Origin of the sequence: Erwinia sp. 198 (genome assembly GCF_003937915.1) — a bacterium.
GTDB classification, from domain to species: domain Bacteria; phylum Pseudomonadota; class Gammaproteobacteria; order Enterobacterales; family Enterobacteriaceae; genus Erwinia; species Erwinia aeris.
In genome coordinates this window covers 105,532-119,156 of the sequence record NZ_RHUM01000003.1, presented here as the reverse complement: position 1 = coordinate 119,156, position 13,625 = coordinate 105,532, and the positions used below count along the sequence as shown (strand labels likewise).

Annotated in this window: 10 protein-coding genes and 1 pseudogene; 5 read left to right on the top strand and 6 right to left on the bottom strand. The window is 48.5% G+C overall.

Annotation, left to right across the window (positions count from 1 at the left end):
- The first annotated feature begins 341 nt into the window (after window positions 1–341).
- Window positions 342–1,703, top strand: coding sequence for an APC family permease (locus tag EGK14_RS05595; protein WP_125288093.1), 1,362 nt, complete (start codon window positions 342–344; stop codon window positions 1,701–1,703).
- A 94-nt stretch (window positions 1,704–1,797) separates the two neighbouring features.
- On the opposite strand, the gene sbcB is transcribed toward EGK14_RS05595, so the two are convergent.
- The 6 genes and pseudogenes from sbcB to EGK14_RS05560 all read right to left on the bottom strand — a co-directional run bounded on the left by sbcB (window position 1,798) and on the right by EGK14_RS05560 (window position 8,748).
- Window positions 1,798–3,225: an exodeoxyribonuclease I gene (sbcB, locus tag EGK14_RS05590; protein ID WP_125288092.1), complete on the bottom strand. Its 1,428-nt coding sequence runs from the start codon at window positions 3,223–3,225 to the stop codon at window positions 1,798–1,800.
- A gap of 613 nt (window positions 3,226–3,838) precedes the next feature.
- Window positions 3,839–4,918 (bottom strand): acyltransferase, encoded by a 1,080-nt coding sequence (locus EGK14_RS05580; protein WP_125288090.1) that lies wholly within the window; start codon window positions 4,916–4,918, stop codon window positions 3,839–3,841.
- A gap of 882 nt (window positions 4,919–5,800) precedes the next feature.
- Complete coding sequence (locus tag EGK14_RS05575) at window positions 5,801–7,036, bottom strand: hypothetical protein (RefSeq protein WP_125288089.1); 1,236 nt, start codon at window positions 7,034–7,036, stop codon at window positions 5,801–5,803.
- Window positions 7,011–7,463: a hypothetical protein gene (locus tag EGK14_RS05570; RefSeq protein WP_125288088.1), complete on the bottom strand. Its 453-nt coding sequence runs from the start codon at window positions 7,461–7,463 to the stop codon at window positions 7,011–7,013. Before EGK14_RS05570 ends, EGK14_RS05575 begins: the two co-directional genes overlap by 26 nt.
- A pseudogene (locus EGK14_RS05565) lies at window positions 7,453–8,389 on the bottom strand (glycosyltransferase family 2 protein). The gene EGK14_RS05570 and the pseudogene EGK14_RS05565 overlap by 11 nt, the downstream one beginning before the upstream one ends.
- Complete coding sequence (locus tag EGK14_RS05560; protein WP_125288087.1) at window positions 8,386–8,748, bottom strand: GtrA family protein; 363 nt, start codon at window positions 8,746–8,748, stop codon at window positions 8,386–8,388. Before EGK14_RS05560 ends, EGK14_RS05565 begins: the two are co-directional and overlap by 4 nt.
- 393 nt (window positions 8,749–9,141) lie before the next feature.
- Between EGK14_RS05560 and dacD the strand changes: the two genes are divergently transcribed.
- The 4 genes from dacD (at window position 9,142) to EGK14_RS05540 (ending at window position 13,625) form a co-directional block, all read left to right on the top strand.
- Window positions 9,142–10,311 (top strand): serine-type D-Ala-D-Ala carboxypeptidase DacD, encoded by a 1,170-nt coding sequence (gene dacD, locus EGK14_RS05555; RefSeq protein ID WP_125288086.1) that lies wholly within the window; start codon window positions 9,142–9,144, stop codon window positions 10,309–10,311.
- Between the two features lie 156 nt (window positions 10,312–10,467).
- On the top strand, window positions 10,468–11,526 hold the full coding sequence (locus tag EGK14_RS05550; RefSeq protein ID WP_125288085.1) for an FUSC family protein: 1,059 nt from the start codon (window positions 10,468–10,470) through the stop codon (window positions 11,524–11,526).
- Window positions 11,527–11,679: 153 nt separating this feature from the next.
- A complete protein-coding gene (locus EGK14_RS05545) occupies window positions 11,680–12,000 on the top strand; it encodes a DUF496 family protein (protein WP_125288084.1) in 321 nt (106 codons plus the stop codon).
- Window positions 12,001–12,167: 167 nt separating this feature from the next.
- Complete coding sequence (locus EGK14_RS05540; RefSeq protein WP_125288083.1) at window positions 12,168–13,625, top strand: EmmdR/YeeO family multidrug/toxin efflux MATE transporter; 1,458 nt, start codon at window positions 12,168–12,170, stop codon at window positions 13,623–13,625.

Here is a 13,625-nt window from a genome sequence, read left to right as displayed (position 1 = left end):
ACTTGTATTCTTTCTTACAGCCTGGCAAAATATACGCACTGTAAATGAATAACCGACGCTTAACGCGCCGGTTATTTTTTTTGCACAAAAAAACGAAGCCAAAGAGGCCGGCTCAGCCGGACTGATACACACTGACAGTGTTTTTGAGGAAATAAAGATGGGGCAACACTTCATTACGCCGGCCGCAGCCGGTAAACATCTGCGCGACGACTACGGCGCAGCGGCAGCCGTCACCTTCACGCCTGCCTGCTTTACCTTCCCAAATCAGAACAACGCTCGCATAAAGCGAAGTTTCCCTGTGGTTCAACCCAGAAAGGTTGATGCTATAGGGAGGCTGAATCATGTCGCATAATTCACAGACCTCCGCGCCGCGCGCGCACCTGAAAAAAACGCTGACTCTGATGCCTGTAGTGATGATGGGCCTGGCTTATATGCAGCCAATGACCCTGTTCGATACGTTCGGCATCGTTTCCGGTCTTACAGACGGTCACGTAGCAACCGCCTACGCCTTCGCGTTGATCGCGATCCTGTTTACTGCGCTGAGCTATGGCAAGCTGGTTCGCCGCTTCCCGTCCGCCGGCTCGGCCTATACCTATGCCCAAAAAGCCATCAGCCCGCACGTCGGCTTTATGGTGGGCTGGTCCTCGCTGCTGGATTACCTGATCATGCCGATGATCAATATTCTGCTGGCGAAAATCTATTTTGAAGCGCTGGTGCCGGGTGTCCCGTCATGGATATTCGTGGTGCTGCTGGTTGGTTTTATGACCCTTTCTAACCTCAAGGGCATTAAAACCGTCGCCAATTTCAACAGCATTATTGTGGTGCTGCAAATGGCGGTCATGGTGGCGATTACCGGTATGGTAATTTACGGCGTGTCCCATGGGGAAGGGGCCGGCACCCTGACCAGCAGCAAGCCGTTCTGGTCCGAGCAGGCGCACGTGGTGCCTATGATCACCGGCGCGACCATTCTGTGCTTCTCGTTCCTGGGCTTTGACGGCATCAGTTCGCTGTCGGAAGAAACCAAGGATGCGGGACGAGTGATCCCGAAAGCGATCTTTTTGACCGCCCTGATTGGCGGCGTGATCTTTATCGTGGTTTCTTACTTCCTGCAGCTTTATTTCCCGGATATCTCGCGCTTTAAAGATCCGGACGCGTCGCAGCCGGAAATCATGCTCTACGTGGCGGGTAAAACCTTCCAGTTCGGCATTCTGATTTTCTCCTGCATCACCGTGCTGGCTTCCGGCATGGCGGCGCACGCGGGCGTTTCCCGTTTGATGTATGTGATGGGGCGTGACGGCGTGTTCCCGGAGCGCTTCTTCGGCTATATTCATCCGAAGCTGCATACGCCAGCGCTGAACGTATTGTTGGTAGGCGCTATCGCGCTCTCCGCCATTACCTTCGATCTGGTGACGGCGACGGCGCTGATCAACTTCGGCGCGCTGGTGGCCTTCACCTTTGTTAACCTTTCGGTGATCTCGCAGTTCTGGATCCGTGAAGGGCGCAACAAGACGCTGAAGGACAACATCAACTTCCTGGTGTTGCCAACGTGCGGCGCTCTGACGGTCGGCGCGCTGTGGATTAACCTGGAAGAAAGCTCGATGATCCTCGGCCTGGTCTGGGGCGCAATTGGCCTGGTCTATCTGGCCGTGGTGACGCAGCGCTTCCGCAAACCGGTGCCGCAGTATACCGAAGAGCCGATGTAACCAAGGCCGCATTTAGCGTGGCGATGGGCTAAAAAGAAGGGCGCGGTTCTGTGAACCGCGCCCTTTTTAATTGCCGCTGCCCGCAGCCGAAAAATCAGGAAACCAGCTCGCGAGCGTAATCAAACAGCGCTTTCAGCTGCGTCATTTTCGCCTTATCGCCGTCGTACTGATTAAACAGCATCTCCAGCTCCTGAACATAATCCTGCACGCGTTCCGGACTCAGCGCCTCACGGCGATGCTGTAACCAGCGCTTTTGCTCGGCCTCATCCAGCGTGCCGGGGAAGTTGCGCGCCCGATAGCGGAACAGCAGCTTTTCGATTCGCTTATCGTTAAAGGTCAGATCCAGCGCTGGCAGGTTTTCCGGCGTCGTTTGCCGGATGATATTCATGGCGCTGCGATCGGCATCGCTGAAAAAGCCGTCGTAGAGCTGGGCATCCACATCGTCAGAAGCCACAAACGGCTCCGCTTCCGCATAGAGCGCCACCACTTTTTCACGCGCCTCCGGGTGCTGACGCAGCAGCGCCAGATTATCCAGGCAGCGCTGACGATCGATCCCCAGACGCTCGGCATCCTCCGGGCGTAACGTATTGGCCGGTGCGACGACCGGACATTTATTAATATGCACCAGCTTAATAGGCACGGGCACGGCATCGCCCAAATCTTCCCGGCGCGTGTAGAGTCTCTCGCGCAGCGCATCGGCATCCAGCGCCAGGAGCGGAGAAATATCCTGGGCCAGATCGCAGGTAATCAGCGCATTTTTATTGGTGGGATGCCAGGCGAGCGGGGCGATCCAGCTGGTATTGCCGCGCTGGGCGCCAAACATGCCGGAAATATGCATCAGCGGCTTCATCTGCGGAATATCGATTAGCGTCATAATTTTCTGCTTGTTGCGATGGCTGAACAGAAAATCATACAGGCGCGGCTGCTTCTCTTTTACCAGCTTTGCCATAGCAATGGTCGCGTAAACATCGGACATCGCATCGTGCGCGTTTTCGTGCGCCACGCCGTTGGCTTTGGTCAGATGTTCCAGACGAAAGCTGGGAAAACCATCGTCGTTTTCCGGCCACTCAATGCCTTCCGGCCTCAGCGCGTAGCAGGCGCGCATCACGTCCAGCAAATCCCAGCGGCTGTTGCCGTTCTGCCAGCTCCAGCCGTAAGGATCGTAAAAGTTGCGGTAGAGCAGATTGCGCGTGACCTCGTCGTCGAAGCGGATATTGTTATAGCCGACGATGCAGGTATTGGGCTCGCTAAACAGCTGGTGAATACGCTGGGTGAAAGCGACCTCGTTAATGCCTTTGGCTTTCGCCAGCTGCGGCGTAATGCCGGTGATCATCACGGCTTCCGGCTGCGGCAGATAGTCGTCCGCAGGCTGGCAGTAGAAAACTTCCGGCTCGCCAATAATGTTAAAATCCATATCGGTGCGGATGCCGGCAAACTGCGCGGGGCGGTCCAGTGATGGGCTTTTCCCAAACGTTTCATAGTCGTGGAAAAGGAACGTAGGTTGATTGCTTTCGTTTTTCACTGTTGGTATCTGTCCACTTCTGTTCGTTAACTTCCTGAAAACGCAGCGCTCATTCTCATTGATTCGGCCTTCTACGTTTACTTGTGTTCATTTGCGGTTATTGATGTTCGCATTGTCTATGCACTACTGCGTACATAGTGGGTATAGAATCCCTGAAACCATGCGTACAGAATATTTTAATGGCCCTCAGCGATACAAAATTGTGTTCCTTACATGGTAAACCATATTCGGGAAGTCCAGAAGGGGTAGATGGCGATGGATGGGTTGGTGCTGGCAACGATTATGGAGGCAATAAGGTAAAAGAAAGGGTGAGAGAAAGGTCGGGAAAGAGTTCGGATTGGATAACGGAGAAGGGGTGTTTTTAAATAGAGTGCCAGCTACTTAATACAATGATGGCTTACCTGATATTAGCCTTTTCTGTAATTTTATGTAATGAGTGATAATGTATTGCTCGCTGGTGTGGTCTGATTGATGATGTTAATTATTGATATAACGAAGCTGGTTATAACCTGCTAAGGAGAAATAATGCTATTAAGAGAAGTGCCGCATTCTTATACGGCATCATCTAAAAAAGTGAGGGGATACTCTCCTGCTGACATCAAATAACAAGTCATTAGCGAGGAACTATTTTATCTCTAATTAATAATATCTTTTTCTCTACTTTTTCATGCAGAAATACAGAAATTAATAGTGTGGAAGATAAGTAGATCATCCATAAGGCAACTCCTTGTGTCTTAGTGATGTGAGAAGGCGTGTAGGTATGCATAATATATATTATAGGTAAGTTAATCAGGTAGGATATGTATGAACCTCTCGCTATGCCTTTTATTATTTTGTTTAAATATTCAGGTATGTTGGCATGTAATCCGCACACAACCACAGCGGAGCATACTAAACCAGATATGTTAAATAAAATAACCCTGAGGATAGGGTGGCTATTTATGTCTGCATCTGAAAAATGCGCTAGATAAGCGAGGGCCGGGAATAGGAAAGCAATTTTTTTGGATAAAGAGATAATCTTATCTTTCCATACTGGATAGAAATGAATAGCCCAAGAAAAAAATACTCCATACATAATGGAATCCAGCCTTGCAAAAGAAATAGTCCGAATTTCATTAAAGGAGAAACTTGTTAAAGTTGTGAGATAGACTCGATAAGCTGTGGGCATCATGACCATTATTATCAGGCAAAACAAAAGGGTTTTCTGTGAATTTTTAAAGTAAAAAAATAAAAACAGATAAAGTAATGGTGTGGTAAAATAGAAAACTTCTTCAATTGCCAGACTCCATGCTTCCCCAAAAAATAATGGGTGAGGTGCTGTTAAAGCTTGAGTGAACGTAAAATATGAAACTATATGACTATGTGGGGCTAATCTTATCCCTGATAGCAAAATTACGTTAATTATCAGGAAGGCTATATATATGGGATATGTCCGCGCCCATCTTCTGAACCAAAAAGCAGGGATCCAAGATAATGGATTTTTACAGTTAATTGATTTATTTATTATTATTTTTCCAATCAGAAATCCGGATAGCGCAAAAAAAAGTTCTACACCTAAAAAACCGCCAAATTTAAAACCGTTAAATGGTTCCCATAAAGGAATTAAATAGCCTCTTCCATGTGAGAGTAAAACCATTAAAATAGCAATTGCTCTACAAAGATCTAACCAATGGTTGTTTTCATTTTTATCCATACAAAACTCACAATAAAAGAACAATTACTTACATGAATTTAACCATAATATTGTGCTTAAATCCAGCGGCCTCGCCGACATTAGTTTAATTGCTGCATATAAAAAAAGCAATTGTAAAGGCTATACGGCCTGTTACTAAAGTACATAGGCAAATTAAACAAAGACAGTATCAAAATCGGACCACACATATGCTCCATATATGCATGTCAGGAGATGCTTTGCAAAATCTGGAGCGCTACAGATCACATCTGGACTCTATGCGAAGCGAGAAAGTACAACAAAATCGGTCAACGTCGTTTAAGGACGGATTTATATAAAAGGATAACCGGCGGTCTTACCTGTTAGTCTAAATAACCGCAAACCTACGGGGGGAAGTTGTCTCAGAATTTCTTTAAAGAATAGTTTGCCTGAATAGTAAGCTGTTTTTCTCCCATTGTCTATGATATGGATGCATTGCAATCTAAGTTACTATGCCAAATCTTTGCCGGATTTCATATCAGATGACAAAATCAACTGTAAGATTTTTGGCGGATAAGTGATCAGCAAATAGTCTGCTGCATAATTATTACCTCATACAGTAGCGCTTGTATATTTGGTTTCGTCCAAAATATGTAGAGGTTGCGTAGTGTTGGGAGCATGAAACCCATAAAAATCGCTGGTTACCTTGGTGGTTTTGATCATATGCAGAATCGATTAAAGAATCAAAATCAGCGATTAACCTTTCGCTACAGCTATTTAAAGTAACCAGTGCTTACAGTTTAATTTAATTTTAGTCTGTACCTCCTTTTTTAATATATTTGTAATATACCTAAAAATAACTAAAGAGTTTTGATAACTTACATGGCTATTTCCGCATTAGGAATCCCTGATGCGGAAAGATATTTACATTTTGATAAATAGCACTCTGATATATACGCACAAAACAGATAGTGAGCAAATTTCAAATAAGAATAATACTCGTTGAGATGATGCATAAACGGTAGGCGAGAACCCTATCATCATCACAGTCGCGCAGGCTGTTAACAGCGAAATTAAAACGAAGATTGCCATGTTTCGATTATGTATATGGCGGTAAGAAAGCAGTATTAGAGAAAAAATAGCGGCTAGCGTAAAGAAGTACGAGCTGTAGATTTTAAAACCAAACCAAGATTGCGCACTTATGTAATTCTTATTGTAAATAAAGTCACGTACACCATCCTGAAAATGTGCTAACAGAAAGCCGATCAGCTTTATAGTGACGAGTACAACGGCTAAAAAATCCGAACCGGCTAGGTTTTTTTTTTGAAATGTATTAGCTAATGCCAGTATGAACAATGCGTTTATAAGCAAGTTTTCTGGATCACTAATATGGTGATTTAAGCGATCGATACCTAACGTCAACTTGTCGATGAAGCTATAGCCAGAAAATTCAGGAAAAGAATTTTTTATCTCAAAGAGATATCGGCAAGTGTTTCCCGGTGCCGTTAGCAAAATGGCGCTGAAAATGAACGCAATGACTATGAAGAGGGCATCATAGCGTTCTTTGTGCTGCTTAGAGCAGTAAATGGAAATGGCACCTATAAGCAGAACCAGTGCTACTTGCTCGCTAAAACAGCTAACTAATAATGTCAAAAGTGCCGCTGTTTTTGCCATTGGTGATGCTGTTGCCGAATTTTTTAAAATAAGCAGTGCCCAGCTTGCTAGCGTTACAGGGAGCAGATAATTATAAAATCCAGTAACCCACCATGCAGCGTCTATATTGACGCTGGGAGTGATTAACATAAAAATGGCAATACCGGCAGGAATAGCATAAGCAGCCTTTAATGTGTCGAAGAACGTTTTCCAGGCGCAGTAGGAGAGCAGGGTTATGGAGCTGATGATACCTAATCTCCAGAATAAGCTGAAATTAATGGTCTTTATTAACAAAGCTTCTATAGTTATTCGCCCACTCCATTCAAGGTAACGCTGCTGTAAGAGAGGGAAAAGTGCTTTTCCATTTAAAATATGAATAAACATTCTGTCATCGCCGTTGTTAAGCAGTTTAACCGACAGAAAGATACCAGTGAGCAAAACAAAAGCGGATCCCCAAGCGAGCACAGGCATCAGCGATTTTTTATTTACATTCATGATAGATAACACTGCGTTTCCCCTGATGAGTTAATTCGATAGCAAATTTACCTGTCATTAAGTAGGCTTCGCCCACGGCAACGGATGCTACAAAACCAGACTTTTTAAAAGCGGTGTTTTTGTGAAATTTTTTCACGATATCATTCCGTTCAGTCGTGGTTTTTCTTATTTTATGAAACTGATTCCCTTGGTCAATAAGATAAATGTTGGTGATAACATCACGCCCGCCATCTGTTAGCCCGGCCCAGCCTGCGACCAAGAAAAATCTCGGTGTAGATTTACAGTATTCAATTTTATAATAAACCTGATTTAGGCTGGTCTCTGCCAGAGGGGGAGTTGCGCTGCCATAATTATTAAATGAATATCGAGAAATGATAATAAATACAGCACTAAAAAAAAGCGCTGCGGAAAAAAGAAGGGTGCTGCCCTTAATAGTCATTTTTCAGCTCCGTATTTTTGGTCTCTTTAACCAGATATCTTGGACGACCTTTAGATTCAAGGTAAATACGACCTACATACTCGTTTAAGACATCGATGTTAATCAGCTGTACGCCGCCTAGGAAAAGGATAGAAACGATGATGGAAAGGTAACCCTGAACGTTATTTTCCCAGATGATTTTGTTGATAATCATCCAGCCACCATAGGCAAAGGAGAAAAATGCGACAAATAGGCCTATATAAGTCCAAATCCTGAGCGGGAAGGTAGAAAACGAGGTAATGCCTTCAAGTGCCAGATTCCACAGCTTCCAGCCGTTGAATTTTGACGTACCTATGACTCTTTTCACACGTCGATATTCAACGATTTCAGTTTTACCGCCAACCCAGCTAAGTACGCCTTTCATAAACAGATCCATTTCAGAAAGCTTTTTTTATGTCAACCGTCGTTTTATTCATCAGGCGGAAATCGCCTACATTCTCTACGATTTTTGAATGACTGATAGCGTTGTGAAATTTGTAAAACCACTCTGCGTTTTTTTTGAGGATGGAATCGCATGATCTTTCTGCGCGCTTAGCCAGCACGACATCTGCTCCTCCGCGCCATTTTTGTAGCATTGTGGGGATAACGTCTAGGGGATTCTGGAGATCAACATCTATAGGGATAACTACATCGCCGTTAGCATAGTCTAAACCGGCACAAAGGGCCGATTTCTTGCCGAAATTTCGGGTCAGACCAATCAGGACCACCAAAGGATCGGTATGAGAAAGCACCTCTACAATAGCTTTTTTTCCATCAGTACTACCGTCATCGATAAAAATTATTTCAACGCTATATTCTTTCAGTGGCTGAAAATTTCTGACCGTATTATAAAAAACAGGAATAGCTTCCTGTTCATTTAACAAGGGTACAACCAGTGATATTTTCAATATTCCTCCCTGAAGACAACATATTTACTGTAAGCAAAACCGAGGATAAAGCTTATCAAAGAAAAAATAATTAAGGTAACAACCGGCATCAGGTGGATCCGATCAGCTGTATAGCCGGTAAGAAGCGCTATCCCCCCCATAAAAGAGGTAAAGGAAAAGTAGCGAAGCAGGCTTGTCTTGGCTTTGAAGGTCCAGCGCGCATTTGCGATAAAACTAAAGGTAACCGCACTACAAAAAGCCAGAAAATTAGCCAGCATTTGGTTGAGATGCAGCAGCCCAAAGCAGAAAGCGAAAATAAGCCAGTGGATCATGGTGTTAACTACACCTACTGAAGCGTAGCGGGTAAAGAGGGTTAACATGGGAAAATCCTTTTTAATCAATATATTAAAATTTGCCCTGTGGCTTCGGTCGAGTATCTTATAACAGGGGAGTTTATTATTCGATAAGATAATTCCAGGGCGAACGGATCGATCATGCAGATCTTATAAGCGATTATTTTATCCTTTTGTTGTTTTGCTTTCCCGCTCTAAATACTATTGTTCAGTAAGTATATTGGTTTTATATAAGCTCGTTAGTTGGTTACACAGGGGTAGGTGATTGGGAAGCCGAAGTATGAGTTGTCTGCCGCCCGTGCACCAGAAGAATGGCATAAATCCCAAGAAAGTTAATATTTTCTTGCAATTTTTTAACACGTTACGACAGCAAATCCCGTACAACAGGCTGTTTTTTTCCAGTTTACAGAGGATTTACCGTTGAAGAAGCGTCAGCTTGCAAGTATCAGCCTGGTTCTGGCCGTGGTCGCCGTGGCCCATGCTGAAGATAACCCCTTAGCTTTCCCCCTGACCGCGCCCGCCATCGACGCCGCTTCCTGGGTGCTGATGGACGCCACGACCGGTCAGGTGCTGACGCAGGGCAATGCCGACGAACGCCGAAATCCGGCCAGCCTGACCAAGCTGATGACGGGCTACGTGGTGGATCGCGCTATCGACAGCAAACGCATCAGCCGCGACGATATGGTCACCGTGGGTAAGGATGCCTGGGCCGCCGGCAATCCCGTGTTTAAAGGGTCTTCGCTGATGTTTCTTAAACCCGGCGAGAAAGTCTCGGTACGCGATCTGAGCCGCGGCGTCATCATCGATTCCGGCAACGACGCCTGCGTGGCGCTGGCGGATTATGTGGCGGGTAGCCAGGCCGCTTTTGTCGAGCAGATGAATCAGTATGTGGTTAAGCTTGGCCTTAAAAACACCCATTTTGAAACGGTTCACGGCCTGGATGCGCCGGGACAGTACACCACGGCTGGCGATCTGGCTAAGCTGTCGCGAGCCATTATCTCCGGCGAGCCGGATTTTTATCAGATGTACAGCGAGAAATCGCTAACGTGGAACGGCATTACCCAGCAGAATCGTAACGGTTTGTTATGGGATAAAACGCTGCACGTCGACGGCCTTAAGACCGGCCACACCGAAAGCGCGGGTTTCAACATCATTGCCTCCAGCGTGGACGGCCAGCGCCGACTGATCGCCGTGATCATGGGCGGCAAAAGCCCTAAAGGGCGCGAAGAGCAGGCGCGCAAGCTGCTGATCTGGGGACAGAACACCTTTGATACCGTGCAGCTGTTCCATGCTGGTAAAGAGATTGGTCATGAGAATGTCTGGTACGGCAATCCGCATCAGGTAGCCGTAGGTAGCGATAAGGATGTTTATCTCTCCTTGCCGCGTGAAGACGTCAAAAAGATCAAGGCCAGGTACGTCATCGACCGCAAGGATCTTGAGGCGCCGCTGAAGCTGCATGAGCAGGTAGGCACTATCCAGCTGGTGGATGGCGACAAAGAGCTGGCCTCTTACCCGTTGGTGACGCTGAAACCAGTGGAAAAAGCGGGCATGATTACTCGCATTACCGATTACATCAAACGTAAGCTGTAACCCCTGATGGCGATCCGCAACGGGTCGCCGTTTTGCCTGTTTGTTGTGCTGCTGTTGCACCACTGTTATCGTGAGACGGCAATACGCAAAAAAGCGGGCGAAGCCCCGTAGGGCAGGGTATGATGCCAGGAAAATAGCCCGCGCCTGGAGTAAGTTTTGCGTCCCGACAAGCCGCTATCGGCCTTTGAATTCACCCTCTATCGTAACTACCGCACGGTGCACGGCATTCGCATCGCGCTGGCGTTCGTGCTGACGTTTCTGCTGATCCGCCTGTTCTCTATCCCGGAAGGTAGCTGGCCGCTGATTACGCTGGTGGTGGTGATGGGGCCAATTTCCTCCTGGGGCAACGTCTTTCCGCGTGCGATCCAGCGCATCGGCGGCACGATATTTGGCTCGGTTTCCGGGCTGATTGCGCTCTGGCTGGAGCTGTGGTCGCTGCCGGTGATGCTGGCGTGGTGCACGCTGGTAATGTTTTTATGCGGTTTTCTGACGCTGGGCAAGCACCCTTATATGGCGCTGCTGATTGGTATTACCCTGGCGGTGATCTGCGGCGGCGCGCCCGGCGATATGACTATGGCGCTGTGGCGAGGCGGCGACGTGATCCTGGGATCGGTGCTGGCGCTGTTGTTTACCAGCATTTATCCGCAAAAGGCCTATACCCACTGGCGCATCAAGCTTTCCGACTCCCTGCTGGAAACCGCTAAAATTTACCATGCCGGCTGTTCGCCTAACCTGGTGGATAAGCCCCGCCTGACGCGCCCCCTGCAGCGGCTGCTGACCGGCGTGGTGAAAATGCGCTCGCTGATCGATCCCGCCAGCAAGGAAACGCGTATTCCGCGTTCGGTTTTTGAAGGCATTCAGACGCTGAACCGCAATATGGTCTGTACGCTGGAGCTGCAGCTGAATGCCTGGTGGTCCTCTCGCGAAAGCCACCTGATAATGCTGAACGCGCCCACGCTGAAGCGCACCCAGCTGATGACGGAAAACACCCTGCGCGCGCTGTCAAAGGCGATAGTGGCGGGCAGCACGGAGCAAATCTCCGCCAACAGCGCGGAGCTGGCGGAAATCACCCGCGAGCTGCGGCAGCTGATCAAAGCCTCCAACAGCGACGAGCTGGTGGAAACACCGATCCACGGCTACGTCTGGCTGAGTCTGGAGATGGCCGCGCAGCTGGAAAGGCTGTCGGATCTGATGCGTCTGGTGCTGCGTAAATAAACGATTAATAACAACTTACTGCGAAAAGCGCTGGTTCGCGCTAAGATAACGCCAGTCCGACTCTACAACTAATCGCCTCGACAGCGGTTCGCCGCTACGCTGAGCGCAATGATAATAATGCCTGCCTTGCAGGCCTGAACAGAAGGTGTTTCCATGGAAAATGCAAAGCAATCCTTTCAGGACGTACTGGAGTTTGTGCGGATGTTCCGTCGTAAGAACAAGCTGCAGCGTGAAATCCACGATATTGAAAAGAAAATCCGCGACAACCAGAAACGCGTGCTGCTGCTGGATAACCTGAGTGAATATATCAAGCCTGGCATGAGCGTCGAAGCCATTCAGGAAATTATCAGCAGCATGCGCAGCGATTACGAAGATCGCGTTGACGACTACATCATCAAAAACGCCGATCTTTCCAAAGAGCGCCGCGAGCTTTCCAAAAGGCTCAAGGCGATGGGCGAGCCTAAAGCGCAGTAGCCAGGGCTGGAGAACTAAAAAAGGCGATCGACGATCGCCTTTTTCGATCGTACAGGGCACGGCGCCATCCGCAGGGGAAAATCACTTTTCTCCGGAAAAGACTTTGCATATCAGAGCGCCTTTTACCATCATCAGTAGAGTCTTCTCCATTTCTGGCAGGCAGCACTTTGCAAATATTCCGTATTTCTCCGTTAGAGGCCATCAGGCGTACGCCCTGGTATCCTAAAAGACGTTCTTATCGGGTTCTGTTCTGGCGAGAAATTACGCCGCTGGCGGTACCGATCTTTTTTGAGAACCTTTGCGTGCTGTTGATGGGCGTGCTGAGCACTTTCCTGGTGAGCTGGCTGGGCAAGGAGGCGATGGCGGGCGTCGGGCTGGCCGACAGTTTTAATATGGTCATCATCGCTTTTTTCGCCGCTATCGATCTGGGTACCACGGTGGTGGTCGCCTTCAGCCTGGGCAAGCTTAACCGCGAACGGGCCCAGGCGGCCGCGCGCCAGTCGCTGGTGCTGATGACTATTTTTGCCGTGCTGCTGGCACTAGGCATTGAGTTTTACGGCGAGTGGATCATCAATCTTATCGCCGGTAACGCAGAGCCGCAGGTAAAAGAGATGGCGCTGATCTATCTCAACATTACTGCATGGAGCTATCCGGCCGCCGCGATTGCGCTGATCGGCTGCGGCGCGCTGCGTGGAGCGGGCAATACCAAAATCCCCATGCTGATTAACGGCGGCATGAATATCCTGAATATTATATTCAGTACGGTGCTGATCTACGGCTGTTTCTCCTGGAAAGGGATGGGCTTTGTCGGTGCCGGACTGGGATTGACCATCGCCCGCTATATCGGCGCGGCGGCGGTTATTTATGTGCTGGCGATCGGGTTTAATCCGCGCCTGAAAATCACGCTGAAAAGCTATTTCACCCGCCTCAACACCAATATTCTGATGGAGGTGCTGAGCATCGGGGTGCCCGCCAGTATCGAATCGGTGCTGTTCAATGGCGGCAAGCTGCTGACGCAGATTTTTGTCGCCGGAATGGGCACCGACGTGATTGCCGGTAACTTTATCGCCTTTTCCATTGCCTCAATGATCAACCTGCCGGGCAACTCCCTTGGCTCCGCCTCAACCATTATTGTCGGTACCCGACTGGGCAAGGGACAGCTGAAGCAGCCGGAAAGGCAGCTGCGGCATATTTTTTGGCTTTCGACCATCGGGCTGTGCGCGCTGGCGGCGCTGACGGTGCCTTTTGCCGGTATACTGGCTTCGTTTTATACCCGTGATGAGGAGGTTATTCACGTGGTCAAAATCCTGATTTGGCTGAACGCGCTGTTTATGCCGTTCTGGGCCGCGTCCTGGGTTTTACCTGCGGGGCTGAAGGGCGCGCGCGATGCCAGATTTACCATGTGGGTTTCGCTGTTGGGCATGTGGGGATGCCGCATTGTGGCAGGCTACGGACTGGGCGTGGTGCTGGGCTTTGGCGTGGTAGGGATCTGGCTGGGCATGTTTCTGGACTGGATTGTCCGTGGTCTCTTTTTCTATCGCCGCATGACCAGCGGACGCTGGCTGTGGAAATACGCGCCCCGGCAGGAGCCGGCCGCTCAGGATTTGGCGCTGTCAAAAAAATAA

Bases quoted from the DNA above. Each gene is read 5' to 3' on its own strand.
- EGK14_RS05545 (WP_125288084.1), top strand. From the start codon at position 11,680: ATGGAAAATGCAAAGCAATCCTTTCAGGACGTACTGGAGTTTGTGCGG.
- EGK14_RS05580 (WP_125288090.1), bottom strand. From the start codon at position 4,918: ATGGATAAAAATGAAAACAACCATTGGTTAGATCTTTGTAGAGCAATT.
- EGK14_RS05560 (WP_125288087.1), bottom strand. From the start codon at position 8,748: ATGTTAACCCTCTTTACCCGCTACGCTTCAGTAGGTGTAGTTAACACC.
- EGK14_RS05570 (WP_125288088.1), bottom strand. From the start codon at position 7,463: ATGACTATTAAGGGCAGCACCCTTCTTTTTTCCGCAGCGCTTTTTTTT.
- EGK14_RS05595 (WP_125288093.1), top strand. From the start codon at position 342: ATGTCGCATAATTCACAGACCTCCGCGCCGCGCGCGCACCTGAAAAAA.